Consider the following 22,386-nt stretch of genomic DNA (forward strand, 5'->3'; position numbering starts at 1 on the left):
TAACCCATTATAGACAACGATACAAAATTTATACAGAGAAATTAAACGCGGCGACGTTTTGGCGGACGGCATCCATTATGAGGAACTGGAGTGACGTCTCTGATTGCAGTAACTTCAAGACCTGCAGCTTGAAGCGCACGGATTGCAGCTTCACGACCAGCACCAGGACCTTTAACTGTTACTTCAAGAGTTTTCAAACCGTGTTCCTGAGAAGCTTTAGCAGCTGTTTCAGCAGCCATTTGTGCTGCGAATGGTGTAGATTTACGAGATCCTCTGAATCCTAGTGAACCTGCACTTGACCATGCAACAGCGTTTCCGTGAACATCAGTAATAGTTACGATTGTGTTATTGAATGTAGAACGGATGTGAGCAATACCGGCTTCGATATTCTTTTTCACACGACGTTTACGAGTGTTTTGTTTACGTGCCATACTAAGAAGTAACCTCCTTTACCTATTATTTTTTCTTGTTAGCTACAGTTTTACGAGGACCTTTACGTGTACGTGCATTGTTCTTCGTATGTTGACCACGAACAGGTAGTCCACGACGGTGACGAAGACCGCGGTAAGAACCGATTTCCATCAGACGTTTGATGTTGAGTGAGATTTCACGACGAAGGTCACCCTCAACTTTCAATTTGTCGACGATATCACGGATTTTACCAAGTTCGTCCTCAGTAAGATCGCGAACGCGAGTATCTTCTGATACACCGGCTTCAGCCAAGATTTTAGCAGCAGTGTTTTTACCAATTCCATAGATGTATGTTAATGAAATGACAACACGTTTGTCACGTGGAATGTCTACACCAGCAATACGTGCCATAGTGATTCGCACCTCCTTTAAGTTTAGCCTTGTTTTTGTTTGTGTTTAGGGTTTTCACAGATAACCATGACTTTTCCTTTTCTGCGGATGACTTTGCATTTTTCGCAGATAGGTTTTACAGATGGTCTGACTTTCATCTTATTCTAACCTCCTTGATAGTACGGAGTGCAATAGATTATTTGTAACGATAAGTGATTCTACCTTTAGTCAAGTCATATGGTGAAAGTTCGACAGTCACCTTATCACCAGGCAGGATACGGATGAAGTGCATACGGATCTTCCCTGATACATGAGCATGAATGGTATGACCATTTTCTAATTCTACTTTAAAAGTAGCATTCGGCAAAGTTTCTAGTACTTTACCTTCAACTTCAATTACATCATCTTTTGCCATTGAACGCGTCTCCCTTCTTCTCGCTTATTTCTTCTACAAACTTCGAAACTGCATGGCGCAGTTTACCGTTCGTCACTCTGCCTGTTTCCATCATACTGTTATGAACTTCTGGAGAAACATGGTCACACAGCCGAAGATGCTTGATGTTCTTCCGTTTAGGGCGGTCGAACCGTCTCTTATCTCCATCTGCGATGAGTACAAAACGTTCATCCAATTGCTGAACAACGATCGAGTAGCTCCCGCATTCAGTTCCGGAAAGGATCTGAACGACCTGGCCGATTCTCGCCGTTGATTCTGACTCGATCAATCCAATCACCTTCACTCAGGCTTTCGTCAAAATCTCATAGCCTTCTTCAGTAATTGCAATGGTGTGTTCAAAGTGCGCACACATTTTATCATCAACTGTGACAACAGTCCAGTTATCCGATAATGTCTTCACATATCGGGTTCCTGCGTTTACCATCGGTTCAATTGCCAGTACCATGCCAGGCTTCAGACGTGGACCTTTGTTTGGCGGTCCATAATGAGGGATTTGCGGGTCCTCATGTAAGTCTTGACCAACACCGTGTCCCACATACTCACGAACGATTGAAAAGCCATTGGCTTCCACAAAAGTTTGTATACTATGAGAGATATTCGACAAACGTTCGCCTGGCTTCGCTTCCTTCAATCCCAGAAAGAGTGATTCCTCTGTTACATCGAGAAGCTTTTGAGTTTCATCATCTATTGTCCCAACAGGATAAGTCCAAGCCGAATCCCCATGATAGCCTTGATATTTCGCCCCGATATCGAGACTGATAATATCGCCATTCTTAAGGACGCGATCCCCTGGAATCCCGTGAACAAGTTCATTATTCACTGAGGCACAGATGCTGCCACGAAACCCATTATACCCTTTAAAAGATGGAATTGCATCATGTTTACGAATGAATTTCTCAGCGATTGCATCCAATTCCTTCGTCGATATTCCCGGAGAAATATGCTTTTGCAATTCCGCATGAGTCAAAGCCACAATCTTGCCTGCATGGCGCATGATCTCAATCTCCCTCGGAGTTTTGCAGATGATCATTATAAAAGGCCTCCGAGAAGCTCATCGATGTCAGCAAACACCAGGTTGATGTCTTGTTGACCGTTGATATTCTTGAGATATCCTTTATCTTCGTAGTATGAAAGCAGTGGTTGAGTTTGCTTGATGTTGACGTCAAGACGGTTTTGAACCGTTTCTTCGTTATCATCGGCACGTTGGTAGAGTTCTCCTCCACAGCGTGTGCAAACACCTTCTTCTTTCGGTGGATTAAAGACAAGATGATACGTAGCGCCGCACTCTCTGCAGATCCTGCGACCTGTCAAACGCTCCATCAGGATGTCCTTATCTACGTCGATGTTAATGACATAATTCATTTTTTTACCAAGATCAGCTAGGATGTTCTCAAGTGCTTCTGCTTGAGCAACCGTTCTAGGAAACCCGTCCAGTAAGAAGCCCTTATTGCAGTCCTCTTTGCTTAAACGTTCACCGACGATGCCGATCGTTACCTCATCAGGTACCAGATCACCATTGTCCATGAAAGATTTAGCCTTCAAACCTAGCTCTGTGCCTTCCTTGATGGCGGCACGGAACATGTCACCGGTAGAAATATGGGGGATACCATACTTTTCTACGATCTTTTCAGCTTGAGTGCCTTTTCCTGCACCTGGTAAGCCCATTAGAACTATATTCACTCGAACTCCCCCTAATTGTCTATAAAACGGCTTCAGGAACATAATGTTCCCGAAAACCCTCTTATTTGATGAATCCCTTGTAGTGACGCTTCACAAGCTGAGATTCCAGTTGTTTCATCGTCTCAAGCGCAACACCCACTACGATGAGTAAGCTTGTTCCGCCGATTTGAGCCGACTGCGGCAGTCCTGCAAAATTAATGAAGAATACCGGTAGAACTGCAATGATAGCAAGGAAGGCGGCACCTACAATTGTTAGACGATACAGAACGCGAGTGAGATATTCCTGTGTGTTCTTCCCTGGTCTGATACCCGGGATGTAACCACCCTGCTTCTTCAAGTTCTCGGACATTTGCTCCGGATTGACTTGAATGAAAGCATAGAAATACGTAAATGCGACGATCAACGCCACATAAATGATCATTCCGACTGGTTTCGTATAATCAAAAATGTATTGAATCGTATCTGTCACATTGTTGTTTCCAAAGAAGGATGAGATTGTCTGTGGAGTGATGATAAAGGAAATCGCGAAGATTACCGGAATAACACCCGCAGCATTCACCTTCAATGGGATATGCGTTGACTGTCCACCAACCGGACTACGCCCCACTAAACGTTTTGCATATTGAATCGGAATTTTACGAAGTGCTTGTTGAATGAACACTACTCCAACTACGATTGCAATGACTGCCAAAACAAGAAGTGCAAGAACCACAATGCGAAGGAAGAGCTGTTCACCAGCACCTTCGATTTGTTGTGCATAGATTTGGTTTACAGTGTTAGGGATGGCAGCGACGATACCTGCAAAGATCAGGATCGAGATACCATTTCCAACACCTTTAGCCGTGATTTGTTCACCCAACCACATAAGAAAAGCCGTACCGGCCGTCAATACTAACGCAATAAGAAGGTACGTACTTGGTCCCGGGCTTTGAATGAGCATCCCACCATAGATTCTATTGAAGCCATAGGACATACCGAAAGCTTGAATAAAACCTAAGATGATGGTGAAATATCGTGTGAACTGGGCTAATTTACGACGACCCACTTCGCCTTGCTTCGACCATTCCGTAAACTTTGGAACAACATCCATTTGCAGGAGCTGTACGATGATGGAAGCCGTGATATACGGCATGATCCCCATCGCGAAGATCGAGAAGTTCTGAAGTGCACCGCCACCAAATGTATTCAGGAATCCGAGAAGCCCCGCCTGGTCTTGCATTTTCAATACTTCAGCGTCTACGTTTGGTACCGGGATAAAGGTACCAAGACGAAAGACAATTAACATTAGAAGGGTGAAGATAATTTTATTTCTTATATCACCCACGCGCATAAAATTGGAGACAGTTCGAAACATTAGATCACCTCGGTTGTACCGCCAGCAGCTTCGATAGCTTCTTTAGCAGTGGTTGAGAATTTAGTTGCTTTAACAGTAAGCTTTTTCTCGATTGAACCTTTACCAAGAATCTTGATTCCTGCTTTTTCGTTACTTACCACACCAGTTTCAACCAGTAGGGCAGGAGTAACTTCTGTACCATCTTCGAAGCGATTTAATGCGTCAAGGTTGACGATTGCATACTCTTTACGATTGATGTTCGTGAATCCACGTTTAGGAAGACGTTGGAATAATGGAGTTTGACCACCTTCGAAACCAGGACGTGTTCCACCGCCTGAACGGGCGTTTTGTCCTTTATGACCTTTACCAGATGTCTTACCATTACCTGAACCAATACCACGTCCTACACGGTTACGGACTTTACGAGAACCTTCTGCAGATTGTAATTCATGTAATTTCATGTCGGCACCTCCTTCTTTATAAACGTTAGGTATTATTTTTCAGTTACAGTCACAAGGTGTGAAACCTTGTTGATCATGCCACGGATTGCAGCATTATCTTGTTGCTCGACTGTTTGATGCATTTTGCGAAGTCCCAAAGCTTCAACAGTTTTACGTTGATCTTGAGGACGGCCAATGATGCTGCGAGTGAGGGTAATTTCTAGTTTATTAGCCATCGTTATCCCTCCCTTAACCTAAGATCTCTTCTACTGATTTACCACGTAGTTTTGCTACGTCTTCAGCACGCTTAAGTTGTGTAAGACCTTGGATTGTTGCGCGAACCATGTTGATTGGAGTGTTAGAACCCAATGACTTAGAAAGGATATCTTGAACACCAGCCAACTCTAGTACCGCACGGACAGGTCCACCAGCGATGATTCCAGTACCGGCAGAAGCTGGCTTGATCAGGATTTGACCTGCGCCAAACTGACCAGTAACTTGGTGAGGTGTAGTTCCACCTACCATAGGAACTTCGATTAGATTTTTCTTCGCATCTTCAATCGCTTTACGGATTGCATCTGGTACCTCTTGCGCTTTACCAGTACCGAAGCCAACGTGGCCGTTTTTGTCACCTACTACTACAAGAGCAGCGAAACGGAAACGACGTCCACCTTTAACTACTTTCGCAACACGATTGATTGTAACTACGCGTTCTTCAAATTCAAGTTTGCTTGAATCAATACGACTCATCTGGATTGTCCCTCCTTTTTATTAAAATTCTAGGCCGTTTTCACGAGCTGCTTCAGCCAAAGCTTTAACGCGGCCATGGTATAGATATCCACCACGGTCGAATACCACTGATTTAAGGCCTTTTTCTACAGCTTTTTTCGCAACTAGTTCTCCAACTTTCGCTGCTGCTTCAACAGTTGCAGTTGCTTCAGTTCCGAAATCTTTATCTTGAGAAGATGCACTCACTAGAGTCACACCATTAGTATCATCGATAAGTTGAGCGTAGATATTTTTATTAGAACGGAAAACGTTCAGACGAGGACGAGTTTCAGTTCCAGTAATTTTTGAACGGACACGGGCATGTCTTTTCTTACGTGTTTTGTTCTTATCTGGCTTAGTAATCACCTACGGTCACTCCTTTCTTTAGCCTACGCGGCATTATTTACCTGTTTTACCTTCTTTACGACGAACATATTCGCCTTCGTAGCGAATACCTTTTCCTTTGTAAGGCTCAGGAGAACGTACTGCACGGATGTTAGCAGCTAATGCGCCAACGCGTTCTTTGTCGATTCCTTTGATAGAAATCTTAGTGTTTGCCGGTACTTCGATCTCGATGCCTTGTTCTGGTTCGATCTCAACTGGGTGAGAGTAACCAACGTTAAGCACAAGTTTCGTACCTTGTTTTTGAGCACGGTAACCAACACCGACTAGCTCTAGGTTTCGTTGGAATCCTTTAGAGACTCCTTCAACCATATTCGCGATCAAAGCACGAGTTGTACCGTGAAGCGCGCGGTGTTCTTTAGCATCAGAAGGACGGGTAACTGTAGCAGTTGTCCCTTCTACTTCTACTTTAATATCTGAATTGAATGTACGAGAAAGTTCCCCTTTAGGTCCTTTTACAGTGACGAGATTGTTCTCAGCTACTGTAATTGTAACATCAGATGGAATTTCGATTGGTAGTTTACCTACACGTGACATCCTGTTGCACCTCCATTCGTTTAAAAAATATTACCAAACGTAAGCTAGTACTTCTCCGCCAACTTGTTTAGCGCGGGCTTCTTTGTCAGTCAAGACACCTTGAGAAGTTGATACAAGCGCGATACCTAGTCCGTTAAGAACTTTAGGTACTTCTGTAGATTTTGCATATACACGTAAACCAGGTTTAGAGATACGCTTCAATCCAGTGATAACACGTTCGTTGTTGCTTCCGTATTTCAAGAAGATACGGATAAGACCTTGTTTGTTGTCTTCCACGTATTCTACATCACGTACGAAACCTTCACGTTTAAGGATTTCAGCGATTTCTTTCTTGATGTTAGAAGCAGGAACTTCTAGTCTTTCGTGACGAACCATGTTCGCATTACGGATGCGAGTAAGCAAATCTGCAATTGGATCTGTCATTGTCATAATAATTTACCTCCTTCCCAATATAGGGTTTTACCAACTAGCTTTCTTAACGCCAGGAATCTGACCCTTGTATGCAAGTTCACGGAAACAAATACGGCAAAGCTTGAATTTACGGATGACTGAATGAGGACGTCCGCAACGCTCACAACGTGTGTACGCTTGAACATTATGCTTTGGAGTACGTTTTTGTTTCGCAATCATTGATTTTTTAGCCACGATTTCGCCTCCCTTACTTTTGGAATGGCATTCCGATTTGTGTCAATAATTCACGAGCTTCTTCGTCTGTGTTTGCAGTAGTTACGATAACGATATCCATACCGCGTACTTTAGACACTTTATCATAATCGATCTCAGGGAAAATCAATTGCTCTTTAACTCCAAGAGTGTAGTTACCGCGACCGTCGAATGCTTTTTTAGAAACACCACGGAAGTCACGTACACGTGGAAGTGAAACAGAAATCAATTTGTCTAGGAATTGGTACATACGCTCACCGCGAAGAGTTACTTTCGCACCGATTGGCATACCTTCACGAAGACGGAAACCTGCGATTGATTTTTTAGCTTTTGTTACAACTGGTTTTTGACCAGTGATTTGCATCAACTCATCAACTGCTACGTCAAGAGATTTTGAGTTTTGTACAGCATCGCCGACACCCATGTTGACAACGATCTTCTCAACTTTAGGCACTTCCATTACAGATTTGTAATTGAACTTGCTTACTAAAGCCGGGCTGATTTCTTTTTGGAATTTTTCTTTTAGGCGGTTCATACAGAATACCTCCCTTCTTAGTTATCTTTATCGTTGTTAAGTGGAAGAACTTCACCTGATTTTTTTGCAACACGTACTTTTTTGCCGTCTTCTGTTTTGTAGCCTACACGAGTCGGTTCGTTCGTCTTAGGATCCAAGATCATAACGTTCGATACGTGAACAGAAGCTTCCTGACTGATGATTCCACCTTGTGGGTTCATCTGTGAAGGTTTCGCGTGTTTTTTCACAACGTTGATTCCTTCAACCAGTACACGGTCTTTTTTAGGGAATGCAGCAAGAACAACACCTGTTTTGCCTTTGTCTTTCCCGGTAATAACCATTACTTTATCGCCTTTTTTTACATGCATTTCATCGCACCTCCTTGAATGGCCCAATGGTAATCTATTAAAGAACTTCTGGAGCTAGAGAAACAATTTTCATGAAGTTGCTGTCGCGTAGTTCACGGGCAACTGGTCCGAAGATACGAGTACCACGTGGTCCTTTGTCGTCACGGATGATCACACATGCGTTCTCATCGAACTTGATGTATGTTCCATCTTGACGGCGCACACCAGACTTCGTACGTACGACAACTGCTTTGACTACGTCACCTTTTTTAACAACGCCACCTGGTGTTGCTTGTTTTACTGTACACACGATAACATCACCGATGTTAGCCGTTTTGCGTCCAGATCCACCAAGCACTTTAATGGTTAGCACTTCACGTGCACCAGAGTTGTCAGCAACTTTCAAACGTGATTCTTGTTGAATCATGTAGGTAACCTCCCTTCGGAATATAAACTATCCGAACTGTATTAGATAATAACTGCTTTCTCAACAACTTCTACTAAACGGAAACGTTTTGTAGCAGATAGTGGACGAGTCTCCATGATGCGTACGATGTCGCCTACTTTTGCTTCGTTGTTCTCATCATGAGTTTTGAACTTCTTAGAGTACTTTACGCGCTTGCCGTATAGAGAATGCTTTTTGTAAGTCTCTACCATAACCGTTACTGTTTTGTCCATTTTATCGGAAACAACACGGCCAGTGTAAACCTTACGTTGGTTGCGGTCACTCATTTAAGCAAACCTCCTCTCAAATTAATTGTTAACCCCGATCTCTCTTTCACGGATGACAGTTTTCATACGAGCGATCCCTTTGCGGACTTGGCTGATACGAGCAGTGTTCTCAAGTTGGCCAGTCGCAAGTTGGAAGCGAAGGTTGAATAGCTCTTCTTTAAGGGTCTTTACTTTTTGTTCAATTTCGGCAGTGGTTAGGTCACGAATTTCATTAGTTTTCATTTGATTCACCACCAATTTCTTCTCGTTTTACAAACTTACATTTGATTGGAAGCTTGTGTGCTGCAAGACGAAGTGCTTCACGAGCAACCTCTTCAGAAACACCAGCGATTTCGAACATGATTTTCCCAGGTTTAACAACTGCTACCCAGCCTTCAGGAGCACCTTTACCGGAACCCATCCGTACTTCTAGAGGTTTTGCAGTGTAAGGCTTATGAGGGAAGATTTTAATCCAAACTTTACCGCCACGTTTCATGTAACGAGTCATAGCGATACGAGCGGATTCGATTTGGCGGTTTGTGATCCATGAAGCTTCAGTAGCTTGAAGACCGTATTCACCGAATGCTACTTCCTGACCGCCTTTTGCGCGACCACGCATTTTACCACGGTGTTCGCGGCGATGTTTAACGCGTTTAGGTAATAACATAATTATTTGCCTCCTTCCTCAGATTTCTTCTTTGTAGGAAGAACTTCTCCACGGTAGATCCATACTTTAACACCAAGTTTACCGTAAGTTGTGTCAGCTTCAGCGTGAGCATAATCGATGTCAGCACGAAGTGTATGAAGTGGAACAGTACCTTCACTGTAGTGTTCAGCACGAGCGATGTCAGCTCCGCCAAGACGGCCAGATACTTGAGTTTTGATTCCTTTAGCGCCAGCACGCATAGCACGTTGGATCGTTTGCTTTTGAGCACGACGGAAAGAAACACGGTTTTCAAGTTGACGAGCGATGTTTTCAGCGACTAGTTTCGCATCAACGTCAGCACGTTTGATTTCAACGATATTGATGTGTACACGTTTAGCAGTAAGCTCGTTAAGTGCTTTACGAAGAGCTTCAACTTCAGTACCACCTTTACCGATAACCATACCTGGTTTAGCCGTATGAATTGTAATGTTGATTCGGTTTGCAGCGCGTTCGATTTCTACTTTAGAAACAGAAGCGTCTACTAAGCGTTTAGCAATATATTCACGGACTTTGATGTCTTCGTGTAATAGATTAGCGTAATCTTTATCTGCGTACCATTTAGATTCCCAATCACGAATTACACCGACACGGAGTCCGACCGGATGTACTTTTTGACCCACAGCTTATCCCTCCTTCTTTTCTGATACTACAAGTGTAATGTGACTTGTACGTTTGTTGATTTGGCTTGCACGACCCATCGCACGAGGACGGAAACGTTTAAGCGTTGGTCCTTCATTTACATAAGCCTCAGTTACTACAAGGCTGTTGATGTCCATGTCATAGTTATGCTCTGCGTTTGCGATAGCAGATTTAAGTACTTTCTCGATTACTGGTGAAGCTGCCTTAGGCGTGTGATTAAGAATCGCAACTGCTTCTCCAACTTGCTTACCTCGGATTAGATCAACGACTAAACGTACTTTACGAGGAGCAATACGTACTGTTCTTGCAACAGCTTTTGCTTGCATTAGGATACCCTCCCCTCAATTTTAGCGTCTTGTTTTCTTATCGTCACTACCGTGACCTTTGTAAGTACGAGATGGCGCGAATTCGCCAAGCTTGTGACCTACCATGTCTTCAGTGACGTATACAGGTACATGTTTACGACCATCGTAAACTGCGATAGTGTGACCGATGAATGCTGGGAAAATCGTTGAACGACGAGACCAAGTTTTAACAACTTGTTTGCCTTCAGTTTCGTTCAATTTTTCGATCTTGTTAATCAAATGATCATCAACAAAAGGTCCTTTTTTTAAGCTACGACCCATGGTTGAACCTCCCTTCGTGATTGGTCTACGGCCCTTTGATCGAACCGTAGTACAATCCCGTTATTTTTTGCGGCTACGCACGATAAATTTATCAGATTTATTGTTTTTCTTACGTGTTTTGTATCCAAGAGTCGGTTTGCCCCAAGGAGACATTGGTGATTTACGTCCGATAGGAGCGCGTCCTTCACCACCACCGTGTGGGTGATCATTAGGGTTCATTACAGAACCACGGACAGTTGGGCGCTTGCCTAACCAGCGTGAACGACCGGCTTTACCGATGTTGATCAATTCGTGTTGTTCATTTCCAACTTGACCTACAGTAGCACGACAAGCAGAAAGGATCATGCGAGTTTCACCAGAGTTCAAACGAACAAGTACGTATTTGCCTTCTTTACCAAGAACTTGTGCAGAAGTACCTGCAGAACGTACAAGCTGACCGCCTTTACCAGGTTTAAGCTCGATGTTGTGTACGATTGTACCAACAGGGATGTTGATAAGTGGAAGTGCGTTACCCACTTTGATATCTGCTTCAGGTCCAGACATTACTTCCATACCTACAACCAAAGTTTTAGGAGCCAGGATGTAACGCTTTTCACCATCAGCGTAGTTGATTAGTGCAATGTTAGCAGAGCGGTTTGGATCGTATTCGATCGTAGCAACGCGTCCAGGTATACCATCTTTTTCACGTTTGAAGTCGATGATACGGTATTGACGCTTGTGACCGCCGCCTTGATGACGAACTGTTAACTTACCTTGGTTGTTACGACCACCCTTTTTGTGCAGGGGCGCTAGAAGTGATTTTTCGGGAGAATCAGTAGTGATCTCTGCGAAATCAGAGCTAGTCATGCCGCGACGACCATTAGAGGTAGGTTTATACTTTTTAATCGCCATGTTTTTTCCCTCCTCTTCTTAATTGAATGAATTATACTTCAAAGAATTCGATTTCGTTGCTTTCAGTTGTAAGTTTAACGACAGCTTTACGACGCTTGTTAGTGTAACCAGCGTGTTTACCCATACGCTTGAACTTACCTTTGTAGTTCATGATGTTGACTTTATCTACTTTCACATCGAAGATTTCTTCGACAGCGTATTTTACTTGAGTTTTAGTCGCTCTAGTATCTACTTCGAAAGTATATTTTTTCTCAGACATAAGATCAGTTGAAGCCTCTGTAATTACGGGGCGCTTAATGATATCACGTGCATCCATTATGCGAGCACCTCCTCTACTTTTTCAACAGCTGATTTAGTCATCACTAGTTTGTCGTGCCCCAATACATCTAGAACGCTGATTCCAGAAGCAGTAACAACTGTTACTCCAGGGATATTACGAGCTGAAAGTGCTACGTTTTCGTCAAGACCGTCAGTCACTACCAATGTTTTGGAGTTGATTGAAAGACCTTTCAATACGCTTGCAAATTCTTTCGTTTTTGGTGCATCGAAAGACAATGCTTCCAACACTAGGATGTTTTCTTCTACCACTTTAGTAGAAAGAGCAGATTTAATCGCTAAGCGACGAACCTTCTTAGGAAGCTTGTAGCTGTAGCTGCGTGGAACCGGTCCAAATACGGTACCACCACCGCGCCATTGTGGAGAACGGATTGACCCTTGACGAGCACGACCTGTTCCTTTTTGACGCCAAGGCTTACGACCACCGCCACGTACTTCAGAACGATTTTTTACTTTGTGATTACCTTGACGTAAAGAAGCTCTTTGCATCAAGACTGCTTCAAACAATACTTGTTTGTTTGGTTCAATACCAAATACTGATTCGTTAAGTTCGATATCACCAACTTTAGAACCGCTTTGGTTAAATAATGCTACTTTCGGCATTCTTGTTTCCTCCTTTCTTAGAAAGTTCTATTAGTTTGCTTTTACAGCAGATTTTACTTTGATCAATTGTTTCTTAGGTCCAGGTACATTACCTTTCACTAGAAGCAAGTTGCGCTCAGCATCTACTTTTACGATTTCAAGGTTTTGAATCGTGATTTGTTCTCCACCCATACGTCCTGGTAGCAATTTACCTTTGAATACGCGGTTTGGATCAACTGGACCCATTGAACCTGGGCGACGGTGATAACGGCTACCGTGGGACATTGGTCCACGAGATTGGTTATGACGCTTGATCGCACCTTGGAATCCTTTACCTTTTGAAACTCCTGTTACGTCCACTACATCTCCTGCAGCGAAAATATCAACTTTGACTTCCTGACCAACTTCGTACTCTTCTACGTTTACACCGCGGATTTCACGGATGAAGCGCTTAGGAGCAGTTTCAGCTTTAGCAACGTGGCCCTTTTCCGGCTTGTTAGAAAGCTTTTCACGTTTGTCTTCAAAACCTACTTGGATCGCTTCATAGCCATCAACTTCGATAGATTTCTTTTGAAGAACAACGTTTTGAGCTGCCTCGATTACCGTTACAGGGATAAGATCACCGTTCTCAGCGAAAACTTGAGTCATACCGATCTTTCTTCCTAAGATTCCTTTGGTCATTAGTCACACCTCCTGTGATTATGTGTTTTATGTTTTAAAGTTTGATTTCGATATCTACACCAGACGGTAAGTCCAAACGCATAAGCGCATCAACTGTTTGTGGTGTTGGGTTTACAATGTCGATTAAGCGTTTGTGTGTACGCATTTCGAATTGCTCACGAGAGTCCTTGTATTTGTGCACAGCACGAAGAATTGTGTAAATAGACTTCTCTGTTGGAAGTGGGATCGGTCCAGAAACCGCCGCACCAGAACGTTTTGCTGTTTCAACAATCTTCTCAGCTGATTGATCAAGAATCCTGTGATCATAAGCCTTCAAACGGATACGAATCTTTTGTTTTGCCATTATTTTCCCTCCTTTTTCGCCTATTTTTGAATAGACATTCTCCACAGAAATTTCCCACACACTCGCCATGGCAAAGCGGCCGGGTGTGTCAGCAACCTTCTGTTTCATCGCAGTCAAAGACCAACATTGTCTATTATAACTAAAATACCCACGGAACGCAAGGGTTTCTTGCAACTTCTATAGGTTTTGCACACTTTCTCTATTATACAAACGATTCCTGATGTTTTCAAGTGCGCACGATATTTTCACAATATTTAAAGACCGATCTGTATATTGCTTTATTGATTCGATGAGTGAATCGTATGTCGTTCACCCTTCTTTTTCACCATTGAGCTTTAATATAGAAGAAACGCTCATGGTGTATGAGTGTTTCGTTTCAAGACAAACAAAAAAAGCCAGATGGATCAAGTCCATCTGGCTTTGGGTAAATCAATTATTTTTGGATTGAAGCTACAACGCCAGCTCCAACTGTACGTCCACCCTCACGGATAGAGAACTTAGTACCTTCTTCGATCGCGATTGGCGCGATTAGCTCAACAGTCATTTCGATGTTGTCGCCAGGCATAACCATTTCTACGCCTTCAGGAAGATTACAGATACCAGTTACGTCAGTTGTACGGAAGTAGAACTGTGGGCGGTAGTTAGAGAAGAATGGAGTGTGACGTCCACCCTCTTCTTTTGAAAGAACATAAACTTCAGCTTTGAAGTTAGTGTGTGGAGTGATTGTACCTGGTTTAGCAAGTACTTGTCCACGTTGGATGTCTTCACGTGCTACACCACGAAGAAGGGCACCGATGTTGTCACCAGCTTCAGCATAGTCAAGAAGCTTACGGAACATTTCAACACCTGTTACAGTAGTCTTTTTGTTCTCTTCAGCAATACCGATGATTTCAACTTCGTCACCGACTTTAACTTGTCCACGCTCAACACGTCCAGTAGCAACTGTACCACGACCAGTGATTGAGAATACGTCCTCAACTGGCATCATGAATGGTTTTTCAGTGTCACGCTCTGGAGTTGGGATGTAAGAATCTACAGCTTCCATAAGTTCGAAGATTTTAGCTTCCCACTCAGCATCTCCTTCAAGAGCTTTAAGAGCAGAACCTTTGATTACTGGAATGTCATCACCAGGGAAGTCATACTCAGAAAGAAGGTCACGAACTTCCATTTCAACTAGTTCAAGAAGTTCTTCGTCATCTACCATGTCACATTTGTTCATGAATACAACAAGGTAAGGTACACCTACTTGACGAGAAAGAAGGATGTGCTCACGAGTTTGTGGCATTGGGCCGTCAGCAGCAGATACTACTAGGATCCCACCATCCATTTGAGCAGCACCAGTGATCATGTTTTTAACGTAGTCAGCATGTCCTGGGCAGTCAACGTGTGCATAGTGACGAGTATCAGTTTCGTACTCAACGTGTGCTGTAGAGATTGTGATTCCACGCTCTCTTTCTTCTGGAGCACCATCGATTTGGTCATAAGCCATTGCAGTTCCACGACCATACTTCTTGTGAAGAGTAGTTGTGATTGCAGCAGTTAGAGTTGTTTTACCATGGTCAACGTGACCGATTGTACCGATATTCGCATGTTGCTTGGAACGATCAAATTTTTCCTTACCCATTTGAAAATCCTCCTTTAATTTGAAAGAAAATTAGTTTATTCATTTAGTCCAGAAGTGGATTACTCCACTCCCGGGACAAGTAAAGCTTACAATTGTATTTATACTTTATTGAAAAGAATAAATCAATTATTCGCCTTTATTTTTTTTGATGATTTCTTCAGAGATTGACTTCGGTACTTCTTCGTAGTGGTCGAAGTGCATGGAGTATGTTCCGCGCCCTTGTGTATTAGAACGTAGGGACGTTGCATAACCAAACATTTCTGATAGAGGTACGAACGCTTTAACGACTTGAGCGTTACCGCGTGCTTCCATACCTTCTACGCGTCCACGACGGGAAGTAACGTCACCCATGATATCTCCAAGGTATTCCTCAGGGATAACAACCTCAACCTTCATCATTGGCTCAAGGATGACCGGCTTACATTTAGAAGCGGCATTCTTAAGGGCCATTGAAGCGGCGATTTTGAACGCCATTTCAGAGGAGTCAACGTCATGGTATGAACCGTCGAATAGTTTCGCTTTAACATCAACCAATGGGAATCCGGCAAGTACTCCGTTTTCAAGAGCGTCTTCAAGACCAGCTTGAACTGCAGGGATGTATTCACGTGGAACAACACCACCGACGATTCCGTTCTCGAATTCGAATCCTTTACCTTCTTCGTTAGGTGCAAACTCGATCCAAACGTGTCCGAATTGACCGCGTCCACCAGATTGACGTGCGAACTTACCTTCAACGCGCGCTGTATCGCGGAACGTTTCACGGTAAGATACTTGAGGAGCACCTACGTTTGCTTCTACTTTGAACTCGCGACGCATACGGTCAACGATGATGTCCAAGTGAAGCTCACCCATACCGGCGATGATAACTTGTCCAGTTTCCTGGTCAGTATGCGCACGGAATGTCGGATCTTCCTCTTGTAGTTTTTGAAGTGCAGTAGTCATCTTATCTTGGTCAGCCTTTGACTTAGGCTCAACAGACAGGGAGATAACTGGCTCTGGGAATACCATGGACTCGAGGATAACAAGGCTCTTCTCGTCACATAGTGTATCACCAGTACTAGTATCTTTAAGACCAACTGCAGCTGCGATATCCCCAGCATATACTTTAGAAATTTCTTCACGGCTGTTAGCGTGCATTTGAAGGATACGTCCTACACGCTCACGCTTGCCTTTAGAAGAATTTCGTACGTATGAACCTGACTCAAGGACACCAGAGTACACACGGAAGAAAGTAAGCTTACCAACATAAGGGTCAGTTGCTACTTTGAACGCTAGTGCTGAGAATGGTGCTTCGTCGCTTGATGGACGAGTCACTTCTTCTTCAGTATCTGGAACGAAACCTTTGATGTCAGCTACATCAGTAGGAGCTGGAAGGTAATCGATAACGGCGTCAATCAACAATTGAACACCTTTGTTTTTGAAGGCAGATCCGCAGACAACCGGATAGAATTCAACAGTTAGCGTAGCGTTACGGATCGCTGTTTTCAATTCTTCGTTTGTCAGTTCTTCACCTTCAAGGTATTTCATCATGAGCTCTTCATCAAGTTCAGATACAGCTTCAATCAACTTGCCGCGGTATTCTTCTGCTTGATCTTTGTACTCATCAGGAATTTCACGGTCTTCAGCGCGTGTACCAAGATCATCTTCGTAGTAGTAAGCTTTCATTTCCACTAGGTCGATGATTCCTTCGAAGTCATCCTCAGCACCGATAGGAAGCTGGATAGGATGAGCATTTGCACCAAGACGATCGTGAAGTGTTCCTACAGAGTAAAGGAAGTCAGCACCGATTTTGTCCATCTTGTTGACGAATACTACACGAGGAACCCCGTAAGTAGTAGCCTGGCGCCAAACTGTCTCAGTTTGAGGCTCAACACCAGATTGAGCATCAAGTACTGCTACAGCACCATCAAGTACACGAAGTGAACGCTCAACTTCAACAGTGAAGTCTACGTGTCCCGGTGTATCGATGATGTTAATACGATGGCCTTTCCATTGAGCTGTTGTCGCAGCAGATGTGATCGTGATTCCACGCTCTTGCTCCTGCTCCATCCAGTCCATTTGAGAAGCACCTTCGTGAGTTTCTCCAATTTTATGGATACGACCAGTATAAAATAGGATACGCTCAGTAGCAGTTGTTTTACCGGCATCGATGTGAGCCATGATACCGATATTACGAGTGTTTTCTAAGGAGAACTCTCTTGCCATGTGGTCTTTCTCCTTCCTAATATAAGAATTAATGTGTTGGTCGGATTACCAGCGATAGTGAGCAAACGCTTTGTTCGCTTCAGCCATCTTATGTGTATCTTCACGCTTCTTAACAGAAGCACCAGTGTTGTTCGCTGCATCAAGGATTTCGTTAGCTAGGCGCTCTTCCATCGTTTTCTCACCGCGAGAACGGGAATAGTTAACTAACCAGCGAAGTCCAAGAGTCGTACGACGCTCCGGACGAACCTCAACAGGAACTTGGTAGTTTGAACCACCTACACGACGAGCTTTTACTTCCAATACCGGCATGATATTTTTCAAAGCTGCATCGAATACTTCCATTGCATCTTTACCGCTGCGTTCTGCGATTAGATCAAACGCTGCGTATAGTTTCTTTTGTGCTTTACCGCGCTTACCGTCGATCATGATTTTGTTGATTAGACGAGTAACCAATTTAGAATTGTAAATCGGATCAGGTAAAACGTCTCTTTTTGCTACAGGGCCTTTACGTGGCATGGGATTTCCTCCTTTCAACGAGAAATGAATATGGTAGTTTTATTATTTTTTAGCTTTAGGGCGCTTAGTTCCGTATTTAGAACGTCCTTGCATACGACCGTCAACACCAGCTGTATCAAGAGCACCACGTACGATGTGATAACGTACCCCTGGTAAATCTTTTACACGTCCTCCACGGATAAGCACGACACTGTGCTCTTGAAGGTTGTGTCCGATACCAGGAATGTAAGCAGTAACCTCGATTCCGTTAGTCAAGCGAACACGTGCATATTTACGCAATGCGGAGTTCGGTTTTTTCGGAGTCATTGTACCAACACGAGTACATACACCACGTTTTTGTGGAGAAGACAAGTTAGTGTGCACTTTTTTGAAGCTATTGTAGCCTTTGTTAAGTGCAGGTGACTTTGATTTTGTTGATTTAGACTGACGAGGTTTGCGAACTAATTGGTTAATAGTAGGCATTATGTTTTCCTCCCTTCTTAATTGGTAAGCCCACACATCCAGGTGGATCATTTTTGGGTAAAAGTAAAGCCTTTGCAGAGCATCTCTACAAAAACTATTTTACTGTTTTATCGCAACAGCTGCCGCCCCGACATCTATCCCGCACGATTTACCGAGTTTCTTCATCGAATCAACTTTGGTAAAGGGTACGTTCAGATCGATTGCGGTCTGCAAAACGTTCGCGGTCACTTTCGGATCAGCATCTTCCGCTATGACTACTTCGGTTACCTGACCGGCTTTCAGAGCTTTCACTGCTTGCTTTGTTCCTACAATAACATCTTTCGCCTGCGATACTTTTTCATAAGACATATCATATCCTCCAAAGTACAGGTTATTAATAGGAGCAACCTTGAATATATTATCATCTTCATATTCTAATGTCAACATCAGAACAAAAAGATTTATAAAAGCCGACTCCCGGACGATCGGTCCAGGAGTCAGCTCCAAATCTATTAGTCGACAGTGACCGTCTCTTCAGAGATTTCTTCAGATAGGACCTGTTCGGCTCTGCGGTAACGCTGCATACCTGTTCCGGCTGGAACCAACTTACCGATGATGACATTTTCCTTCAATCCAAGGAGCTCGTCGCGCTTACCTTTGATTGCGGCGTCTGTCAACACGCGGGTTGTTTCCTGGAACGAAGCTGCTGACAAGAAGGAATCCGTTTCAAGGGATGCCTTGGTGATCCCAAGAAGGACAGGGCGTCCGGTTGCAGGTGTATTGCCGTTAAGCAACGCACTTTCGTTCGCATCCCTGAACTGATGGATATCCATGAGTGTACCAGGGAGTACTTCCGTTTCACCGGCATCGATGACGCGTACTTTACGGAGCATTTGACGTACCATGACTTCAACGTGCTTATCTCCGATTTCAACCCCTTGCATACGGTAAACTTTCTGTACCTCGCGCAATAGGTATTCTTGTACGGCACCGACATCGCGTACTTTGAGAAGTTCCTTCGGATCGATGGAACCTTCCGTGATTTCTTGACCGCGCAGTACCCGGTCGTTCACTGCGAATTTCAGGCGGGCCGTGTAAGGAGCCGTGTAGTTCCTTGACTCGACATCACCTTGTACAGTGATTTCGTATTGACGATCTTTTCCTTCTGTGATGGAAGTGATGACACCATCCATTTCGGAAATGACCGCTTGACCTTTCGGGTTACGTGCTTCGAAGATTTCCTGGATACGTGGAAGACCTTGTGTGATATCGTCTCCCGCAACCCCACCGGTATGGAACGTACGCATTGTAAGCTGCGTTCCTGGTTCCCCGATTGATTGAGCGGCGATGATACCGACTGCTTCCCCGACTTCCACTTTTTGACCGGTTGCAAGGTTCGTACCGTAACATTTTTCACATACACCGTGACGGGTGTTACATGTGAAGGCAGAACGGATGGACACATGCTCGATACCTGCATCAACAATGGTTTTAGCCAGATCTTCGGTGATCAATTGATTTTCGTTCACAAGGATTTCATCTGTCTCAGGGTGACGGAGTGTCTTACGTGAGTAACGACCGAGCAGACGTTCTTCAAGAGGTTCGATGATCTCTGTACCCTCTTTGATGGATCCGACAAGGAGTCCTCTGTCTGTTCCACAGTCTTCTTCACGTACGATGACATCTTGTGCCACGTCAACCAGACGACGGGTCAGGTAACCTGAGTCGGCTGTTTTCAGGGCTGTATCGGCAAGACCTTTACGGGCACCGTGAGTGGAGATGAAGTATTCAAGTACCGTCAGACCTTCACGGAAACTTGATTTGATCGGCAATTCGATGATACGTCCAGCCGGGTTGGCCATGAGTCCGCGCATACCGGCAAGCTGAGTGAAGTTAGATGCGTTACCACGGGCACCGGAGTCACTCATCATGAAGATCGGGTTGCGTTTATCCAACGTAGCCATCAATTTACCTTGGATCGTATCTTTAGCGGCACTCCAGATGGAGATGACGCGATCATATCTTTCCTCTTCGGTAATGAGACCACGTTTGAATTGCTTCAAGACGTTATCTACTTTACCTTGAGCTTCAATCAGGATTTCCTCTTTTTCAGCTAGTACGACGATATCGGCGATACCGACCGTGATACCTGCTTTGGTAGAGAATTTGAACCCTAGGTCCTTCATCTTATCAAGCATGCGTGACGTTTCGGTGATGGCAAACTTCTTGAATACTTCAGCGATGATGTTCCCAAGGAATCCTTTTTTGAATGGATTGATCAATTCGCGCTCTTTGAACAGTGCTTTTACATCCGTTCCTGGGTTAACGAAGTATTTCTCCGGTGTTGCCACCTCGAGGTTCGTCTTCGTCGGTTCATTGATGAACGGGAATGTATCAGGCAGGATTTCGTTGAAGATCACCTTACCGACCGTTGTGACGAGCAGCTGTTTATTTTGTTGATCTGTGAACGTTTGGTTGTTGAGAGTTCCGGCATGGATCGCGATACGTGTATGAAGATGGGCAAAACCGTTTTGGTATGCAAGCAATACTTCATTGGCATCGTTGAAGATCATACCTTCACCTACAGCATCTTCACGCTCCAGGGTTAGATAATAGTTACCTAGTACCATATCCTGTGATGGTGTAACGACTGGCTTACCATCTTTCGGGTTCAGGATGTTCTGGGCAGCAAGCATGAGCATGCGTGCTTCTGCTTGTGCTTCAGAAGATAGTGGTACGTGGACCGCCATTTGGTCACCATCGAAGTCGGCGTTGTACGCAGTACATACGAGTGGGTGAAGACGGATCGCTCTACCTTCGACAAGAGTCGGTTCGAACGCTTGGATACCGAGTCGGTGAAGGGTCGGTGCACGGTTCAGAAGGACCGGATGCTCCTTGATGACGCCTTCGAGTACATCCCATACTTCAGGTTGTACGCGTTCGATTTTGCGTTTCGCACTCTTGATGTTGTGAGCAAGGCCACGCTCGACGAGTTCTTTCATGACGAAAGGCTTGAAGAGCTCAAGAGCCATCTCTTTCGGAAGACCACATTGGTACATTTTCAAGTTAGGACCTACGACGATTACGGAACGGCCAGAGTAGTCAACACGCTTACCAAGAAGGTTTTGACGGAAACGTCCTTGCTTCCCTTTCAACATGTGAGAGAGGGATTTCAATGGACGGTTACCTGGTCCTGTTACCGGACGGCCGCGGCGTCCGTTGTCAATCAATGCATCAACAGCTTCTTGAAGCATACGCTTTTCATTTTGAACGATGATGCTTGGAGCACCAAGATCCAACAAGCGCTTCAGACGGTTGTTACGGTTGATGACACGACGGTATAGATCATTGAGGTCAGATGTCGCAAAACGTCCACCGTCAAGCTGTACCATCGGACGAAGTTCCGGAGGGATGACAGGAAGGACATCAAGGATCATCCAGTCTGGATCATTCCCGGAGCTTCTGAAGGATTCAACCACTTCAAGGCGTTTGATCGCACGTGTGCGTCGTTGACCTTGTGCAGTCTTCAATTCTTCTTTAAGGAAATCGGCTTCTTTATCAAGATCGATATCCTGAAGAAGTTTCTTGATTGCTTCAGCTCCCATGGCAGCATGGAATTTCACACCGTATTTCTCACGGTATGCACGGTACTCTTTTTCAGAAAGCAATTGCTTCTTCTCAAGAGCCGTATCTCCCGGTTCTGTTACAACATAGGATGCGAAGTAGATCACTTCTTCCAAAGCCCTTGGAGACATGTCGAGGACAAGACCCATACGGCTTGGGATTCCTTTGAAGTACCAGATGTGTGATACAGGGGCAGCAAGTTCAATGTGACCCATGCGCTCACGGCGCACTTTCGCTTTTGTGACTTCGACACCACAGCGGTCACATACTACACCTTTATAGCGGACGCGCTTGTATTTCCCACAGTGACATTCCCAGTCCTTCGTAGGACCGAAGATACGCTCGCAGAACAAGCCGTCTTTTTCTGGTTTTAATGTACGATAGTTGATCGTTTCAGGTTTTTTAACCTCCCCGAAAGACCACGAACGGATCTTATCGGGGGAAGCTAAACCAATCTTCATATATTCGAAATTATTCACATCTAGCAAGGGGCCTACCTCCCTTTTAATCTACAGGCTCTAA

35 protein-coding genes are annotated in these 22,386 nt (G+C 44.3%); all 35 read right to left on the reverse strand.

Annotated elements, in window-relative coordinates:
- Positions 1-41: 41 nt before the first annotated feature.
- The 35 genes from rpsK to rpoC all read right to left on the reverse strand — a co-directional run bounded on the left by rpsK (position 42) and on the right by rpoC (position 22,352).
- Complete coding sequence (gene rpsK, locus ACNA6I_RS22380) at positions 42-431, reverse strand: 30S ribosomal protein S11 (RefSeq protein ID WP_048007630.1); 390 nt, start codon at positions 429-431, stop codon at positions 42-44.
- A 25-nt stretch (positions 432-456) separates the two neighbouring features.
- Positions 457-822 (reverse strand): 30S ribosomal protein S13, encoded by a 366-nt coding sequence (gene rpsM / locus ACNA6I_RS22385; RefSeq protein WP_048007629.1) that lies wholly within the window; start codon positions 820-822, stop codon positions 457-459.
- A gap of 23 nt (positions 823-845) precedes the next feature.
- Complete coding sequence (gene rpmJ / locus ACNA6I_RS22390) at positions 846-959, reverse strand: 50S ribosomal protein L36 (protein ID WP_003156543.1); 114 nt, start codon at positions 957-959, stop codon at positions 846-848.
- A gap of 38 nt (positions 960-997) precedes the next feature.
- Complete coding sequence (gene infA / locus ACNA6I_RS22395) at positions 998-1,216, reverse strand: translation initiation factor IF-1 (protein ID WP_048007628.1); 219 nt, start codon at positions 1,214-1,216, stop codon at positions 998-1,000.
- The gene (locus ACNA6I_RS22400) at positions 1,203-1,523 is read right to left on the reverse strand and encodes a KOW domain-containing RNA-binding protein (protein WP_048007648.1); all 321 of its coding nucleotides are present in this window, start codon (positions 1,521-1,523) and stop codon (positions 1,203-1,205) included. The genes infA and ACNA6I_RS22400 overlap by 14 nt, the downstream gene beginning before the upstream one ends.
- A 15-nt stretch (positions 1,524-1,538) precedes the next feature.
- Positions 1,539-2,285, reverse strand: coding sequence for a type I methionyl aminopeptidase (gene map, locus ACNA6I_RS22405; protein ID WP_048007627.1), 747 nt, complete (start codon positions 2,283-2,285; stop codon positions 1,539-1,541).
- Positions 2,285-2,935, reverse strand: a complete 651-nt coding sequence (locus tag ACNA6I_RS22410; RefSeq protein ID WP_416314209.1) for an adenylate kinase — start codon at positions 2,933-2,935, stop codon at positions 2,285-2,287. The genes map and ACNA6I_RS22410 overlap by 1 nt, the downstream gene beginning before the upstream one ends.
- Before the next feature lie 61 nt (positions 2,936-2,996).
- The gene (secY, locus tag ACNA6I_RS22415) at positions 2,997-4,289 is read right to left on the reverse strand and encodes a preprotein translocase subunit SecY (protein WP_048007625.1); all 1,293 of its coding nucleotides are present in this window, start codon (positions 4,287-4,289) and stop codon (positions 2,997-2,999) included.
- Entirely contained in the window at positions 4,289-4,729 is a 441-nt protein-coding gene (gene rplO, locus ACNA6I_RS22420; protein ID WP_048007624.1) for a 50S ribosomal protein L15, read from the reverse strand. The genes secY and rplO overlap by 1 nt, the downstream gene beginning before the upstream one ends.
- Before the next feature lie 32 nt (positions 4,730-4,761).
- Complete coding sequence (gene rpmD, locus ACNA6I_RS22425) at positions 4,762-4,944, reverse strand: 50S ribosomal protein L30 (RefSeq protein WP_048007623.1); 183 nt, start codon at positions 4,942-4,944, stop codon at positions 4,762-4,764.
- A 13-nt stretch (positions 4,945-4,957) separates the two neighbouring features.
- Positions 4,958-5,458 (reverse strand): 30S ribosomal protein S5, encoded by a 501-nt coding sequence (rpsE, locus tag ACNA6I_RS22430; RefSeq protein WP_048007622.1) that lies wholly within the window; start codon positions 5,456-5,458, stop codon positions 4,958-4,960.
- A gap of 21 nt (positions 5,459-5,479) precedes the next feature.
- The gene (gene rplR, locus ACNA6I_RS22435) at positions 5,480-5,842 is read right to left on the reverse strand and encodes a 50S ribosomal protein L18 (RefSeq protein WP_048007621.1); all 363 of its coding nucleotides are present in this window, start codon (positions 5,840-5,842) and stop codon (positions 5,480-5,482) included.
- A gap of 33 nt (positions 5,843-5,875) precedes the next feature.
- Complete coding sequence (gene rplF, locus ACNA6I_RS22440) at positions 5,876-6,415, reverse strand: 50S ribosomal protein L6 (protein ID WP_048007620.1); 540 nt, start codon at positions 6,413-6,415, stop codon at positions 5,876-5,878.
- A 30-nt stretch (positions 6,416-6,445) separates the two neighbouring features.
- Positions 6,446-6,844: a 30S ribosomal protein S8 gene (gene rpsH / locus ACNA6I_RS22445; protein WP_048007619.1), complete on the reverse strand. Its 399-nt coding sequence runs from the start codon at positions 6,842-6,844 to the stop codon at positions 6,446-6,448.
- 30 nt (positions 6,845-6,874) lie between these two features.
- Positions 6,875-7,060 (reverse strand): type Z 30S ribosomal protein S14, encoded by a 186-nt coding sequence (locus tag ACNA6I_RS22450; RefSeq protein ID WP_010191505.1) that lies wholly within the window; start codon positions 7,058-7,060, stop codon positions 6,875-6,877.
- Positions 7,061-7,073: 13 nt separating this feature from the next.
- Positions 7,074-7,613 (reverse strand): 50S ribosomal protein L5, encoded by a 540-nt coding sequence (rplE, locus tag ACNA6I_RS22455; RefSeq protein WP_048007618.1) that lies wholly within the window; start codon positions 7,611-7,613, stop codon positions 7,074-7,076.
- Positions 7,614-7,630: 17 nt separating this feature from the next.
- The gene (rplX, locus tag ACNA6I_RS22460; protein ID WP_048007617.1) at positions 7,631-7,960 is read right to left on the reverse strand and encodes a 50S ribosomal protein L24; all 330 of its coding nucleotides are present in this window, start codon (positions 7,958-7,960) and stop codon (positions 7,631-7,633) included.
- Positions 7,961-7,997: 37 nt separating this feature from the next.
- Positions 7,998-8,366, reverse strand: coding sequence for a 50S ribosomal protein L14 (rplN, locus tag ACNA6I_RS22465; RefSeq protein ID WP_032085280.1), 369 nt, complete (start codon positions 8,364-8,366; stop codon positions 7,998-8,000).
- A gap of 41 nt (positions 8,367-8,407) precedes the next feature.
- Positions 8,408-8,671 carry a 30S ribosomal protein S17 gene (gene rpsQ / locus ACNA6I_RS22470; protein WP_032085279.1) on the reverse strand — a complete coding sequence of 88 codons (264 nt, stop codon included), beginning with the start codon at positions 8,669-8,671 and terminating at the stop codon, positions 8,408-8,410.
- Positions 8,672-8,692: 21 nt separating this feature from the next.
- On the reverse strand, positions 8,693-8,893 hold the full coding sequence (rpmC, locus tag ACNA6I_RS22475) for a 50S ribosomal protein L29 (protein WP_048007616.1): 201 nt from the start codon (positions 8,891-8,893) through the stop codon (positions 8,693-8,695).
- Complete coding sequence (rplP, locus tag ACNA6I_RS22480) at positions 8,883-9,317, reverse strand: 50S ribosomal protein L16 (protein WP_048007615.1); 435 nt, start codon at positions 9,315-9,317, stop codon at positions 8,883-8,885. Before rplP ends, rpmC begins: the two co-directional genes overlap by 11 nt.
- Before the next feature lie 2 nt (positions 9,318-9,319).
- On the reverse strand, positions 9,320-9,976 hold the full coding sequence (gene rpsC, locus ACNA6I_RS22485) for a 30S ribosomal protein S3 (RefSeq protein WP_048007614.1): 657 nt from the start codon (positions 9,974-9,976) through the stop codon (positions 9,320-9,322).
- A gap of 3 nt (positions 9,977-9,979) precedes the next feature.
- Positions 9,980-10,321 (reverse strand): 50S ribosomal protein L22, encoded by a 342-nt coding sequence (gene rplV, locus ACNA6I_RS22490; protein ID WP_048007613.1) that lies wholly within the window; start codon positions 10,319-10,321, stop codon positions 9,980-9,982.
- A 21-nt stretch (positions 10,322-10,342) separates the two neighbouring features.
- Complete coding sequence (gene rpsS / locus ACNA6I_RS22495; RefSeq protein ID WP_048007612.1) at positions 10,343-10,621, reverse strand: 30S ribosomal protein S19; 279 nt, start codon at positions 10,619-10,621, stop codon at positions 10,343-10,345.
- A gap of 60 nt (positions 10,622-10,681) precedes the next feature.
- Positions 10,682-11,512 carry a 50S ribosomal protein L2 gene (gene rplB / locus ACNA6I_RS22500; RefSeq protein WP_048007611.1) on the reverse strand — a complete coding sequence of 277 codons (831 nt, stop codon included), beginning with the start codon at positions 11,510-11,512 and terminating at the stop codon, positions 10,682-10,684.
- A 31-nt stretch (positions 11,513-11,543) separates the two neighbouring features.
- Entirely contained in the window at positions 11,544-11,828 is a 285-nt protein-coding gene (gene rplW, locus ACNA6I_RS22505) for a 50S ribosomal protein L23 (protein WP_048007610.1), read from the reverse strand.
- Positions 11,828-12,451, reverse strand: coding sequence for a 50S ribosomal protein L4 (rplD, locus tag ACNA6I_RS22510; protein WP_048007609.1), 624 nt, complete (start codon positions 12,449-12,451; stop codon positions 11,828-11,830). The genes rplW and rplD overlap by 1 nt, the downstream gene beginning before the upstream one ends.
- 30 nt (positions 12,452-12,481) lie before the next feature.
- Positions 12,482-13,111 (reverse strand): 50S ribosomal protein L3, encoded by a 630-nt coding sequence (gene rplC, locus ACNA6I_RS22515; protein ID WP_048007608.1) that lies wholly within the window; start codon positions 13,109-13,111, stop codon positions 12,482-12,484.
- Positions 13,112-13,145: 34 nt separating this feature from the next.
- A complete protein-coding gene (gene rpsJ / locus ACNA6I_RS22520) occupies positions 13,146-13,454 on the reverse strand; it encodes a 30S ribosomal protein S10 (protein ID WP_034676072.1) in 309 nt (102 codons plus the stop codon).
- A 433-nt stretch (positions 13,455-13,887) separates the two neighbouring features.
- Positions 13,888-15,078: an elongation factor Tu gene (gene tuf / locus ACNA6I_RS22525; protein ID WP_048007607.1), complete on the reverse strand. Its 1,191-nt coding sequence runs from the start codon at positions 15,076-15,078 to the stop codon at positions 13,888-13,890.
- A 126-nt stretch (positions 15,079-15,204) separates the two neighbouring features.
- Positions 15,205-17,283 carry an elongation factor G gene (gene fusA, locus ACNA6I_RS22530; RefSeq protein WP_048007606.1) on the reverse strand — a complete coding sequence of 693 codons (2,079 nt, stop codon included), beginning with the start codon at positions 17,281-17,283 and terminating at the stop codon, positions 15,205-15,207.
- A gap of 45 nt (positions 17,284-17,328) precedes the next feature.
- Positions 17,329-17,799 (reverse strand): 30S ribosomal protein S7, encoded by a 471-nt coding sequence (gene rpsG / locus ACNA6I_RS22535; RefSeq protein WP_048007605.1) that lies wholly within the window; start codon positions 17,797-17,799, stop codon positions 17,329-17,331.
- A 42-nt stretch (positions 17,800-17,841) separates the two neighbouring features.
- Complete coding sequence (gene rpsL / locus ACNA6I_RS22540) at positions 17,842-18,261, reverse strand: 30S ribosomal protein S12 (protein WP_048007604.1); 420 nt, start codon at positions 18,259-18,261, stop codon at positions 17,842-17,844.
- 99 nt (positions 18,262-18,360) lie between these two features.
- Positions 18,361-18,609: a 50S ribosomal protein L7ae-like protein gene (locus ACNA6I_RS22545; protein ID WP_048007647.1), complete on the reverse strand. Its 249-nt coding sequence runs from the start codon at positions 18,607-18,609 to the stop codon at positions 18,361-18,363.
- A gap of 143 nt (positions 18,610-18,752) precedes the next feature.
- Complete coding sequence (rpoC, locus tag ACNA6I_RS22550; protein WP_048007603.1) at positions 18,753-22,352, reverse strand: DNA-directed RNA polymerase subunit beta'; 3,600 nt, start codon at positions 22,350-22,352, stop codon at positions 18,753-18,755.
- Between the last annotated feature and the right edge of the window lie 34 nt (positions 22,353-22,386).

The organism is Rossellomorea sp. FS2, from assembly GCF_047915635.1.
Classification (GTDB): Bacteria; Bacillota; Bacilli; order Bacillales; family Bacillaceae_B; genus Rossellomorea; species Rossellomorea marisflavi_A.

Excerpts from the sequence above, each read along its gene's own strand:
- rplO (WP_048007624.1), bottom strand. The coding sequence starts at position 4,729 with ATGAAATTACATGAATTACAATCTGCAGAAGGTTCTCGTAAAGTCCGT.
- rpsH (WP_048007619.1), bottom strand. The coding sequence starts at position 6,844 with ATGACAATGACAGATCCAATTGCAGATTTGCTTACTCGCATCCGTAAT.
- rpsS (WP_048007612.1), bottom strand. The coding sequence starts at position 10,621 with ATGGGTCGTAGCTTAAAAAAAGGACCTTTTGTTGATGATCATTTGATT.
- rpsM (WP_048007629.1), bottom strand. The coding sequence starts at position 822 with ATGGCACGTATTGCTGGTGTAGACATTCCACGTGACAAACGTGTTGTC.
- secY (WP_048007625.1), bottom strand. The coding sequence starts at position 4,289 with ATGTTTCGAACTGTCTCCAATTTTATGCGCGTGGGTGATATAAGAAAT.
- ACNA6I_RS22545 (WP_048007647.1), bottom strand. The coding sequence starts at position 18,609 with ATGTCTTATGAAAAAGTATCGCAGGCGAAAGATGTTATTGTAGGAACA.
- rpsK (WP_048007630.1), bottom strand. The coding sequence starts at position 431 with ATGGCACGTAAACAAAACACTCGTAAACGTCGTGTGAAAAAGAATATC.
- rplV (WP_048007613.1), bottom strand. The coding sequence starts at position 10,321 with ATGCAAGCAAAAGCTGTTGCAAGAACAGTACGTATTGCTCCTCGTAAA.
- tuf (WP_048007607.1), bottom strand. The coding sequence starts at position 15,078 with ATGGGTAAGGAAAAATTTGATCGTTCCAAGCAACATGCGAATATCGGT.
- infA (WP_048007628.1), bottom strand. The coding sequence starts at position 1,216 with ATGGCAAAAGATGATGTAATTGAAGTTGAAGGTAAAGTACTAGAAACT.
- rpmD (WP_048007623.1), bottom strand. The coding sequence starts at position 4,944 with ATGGCTAATAAACTAGAAATTACCCTCACTCGCAGCATCATTGGCCGT.
- rpsG (WP_048007605.1), bottom strand. The coding sequence starts at position 17,799 with ATGCCACGTAAAGGCCCTGTAGCAAAAAGAGACGTTTTACCTGATCCG.
- rplE (WP_048007618.1), bottom strand. The coding sequence starts at position 7,613 with ATGAACCGCCTAAAAGAAAAATTCCAAAAAGAAATCAGCCCGGCTTTA.
- rplD (WP_048007609.1), bottom strand. The coding sequence starts at position 12,451 with ATGCCGAAAGTAGCATTATTTAACCAAAGCGGTTCTAAAGTTGGTGAT.
- rplX (WP_048007617.1), bottom strand. The coding sequence starts at position 7,960 with ATGCATGTAAAAAAAGGCGATAAAGTAATGGTTATTACCGGGAAAGAC.
- rplN (WP_032085280.1), bottom strand. The coding sequence starts at position 8,366 with ATGATTCAACAAGAATCACGTTTGAAAGTTGCTGACAACTCTGGTGCA.
- rpsE (WP_048007622.1), bottom strand. The coding sequence starts at position 5,458 with ATGAGTCGTATTGATTCAAGCAAACTTGAATTTGAAGAACGCGTAGTT.
- rpmC (WP_048007616.1), bottom strand. The coding sequence starts at position 8,893 with ATGAAAACTAATGAAATTCGTGACCTAACCACTGCCGAAATTGAACAA.
- rplF (WP_048007620.1), bottom strand. The coding sequence starts at position 6,415 with ATGTCACGTGTAGGTAAACTACCAATCGAAATTCCATCTGATGTTACA.
- rpmJ (WP_003156543.1), bottom strand. The coding sequence starts at position 959 with ATGAAAGTCAGACCATCTGTAAAACCTATCTGCGAAAAATGCAAAGTC.
- rpsL (WP_048007604.1), bottom strand. The coding sequence starts at position 18,261 with ATGCCTACTATTAACCAATTAGTTCGCAAACCTCGTCAGTCTAAATCA.
- rpsQ (WP_032085279.1), bottom strand. The coding sequence starts at position 8,671 with ATGAGTGACCGCAACCAACGTAAGGTTTACACTGGCCGTGTTGTTTCC.
- rplC (WP_048007608.1), bottom strand. The coding sequence starts at position 13,111 with ATGACCAAAGGAATCTTAGGAAGAAAGATCGGTATGACTCAAGTTTTC.
- rplB (WP_048007611.1), bottom strand. The coding sequence starts at position 11,512 with ATGGCGATTAAAAAGTATAAACCTACCTCTAATGGTCGTCGCGGCATG.
- fusA (WP_048007606.1), bottom strand. The coding sequence starts at position 17,283 with ATGGCAAGAGAGTTCTCCTTAGAAAACACTCGTAATATCGGTATCATG.
- map (WP_048007627.1), bottom strand. The coding sequence starts at position 2,285 with ATGATCATCTGCAAAACTCCGAGGGAGATTGAGATCATGCGCCATGCA.
- rplP (WP_048007615.1), bottom strand. The coding sequence starts at position 9,317 with ATGTTATTACCTAAACGCGTTAAACATCGCCGCGAACACCGTGGTAAA.
- rplW (WP_048007610.1), bottom strand. The coding sequence starts at position 11,828 with ATGGATGCACGTGATATCATTAAGCGCCCCGTAATTACAGAGGCTTCA.
- rpsJ (WP_034676072.1), bottom strand. The coding sequence starts at position 13,454 with ATGGCAAAACAAAAGATTCGTATCCGTTTGAAGGCTTATGATCACAGG.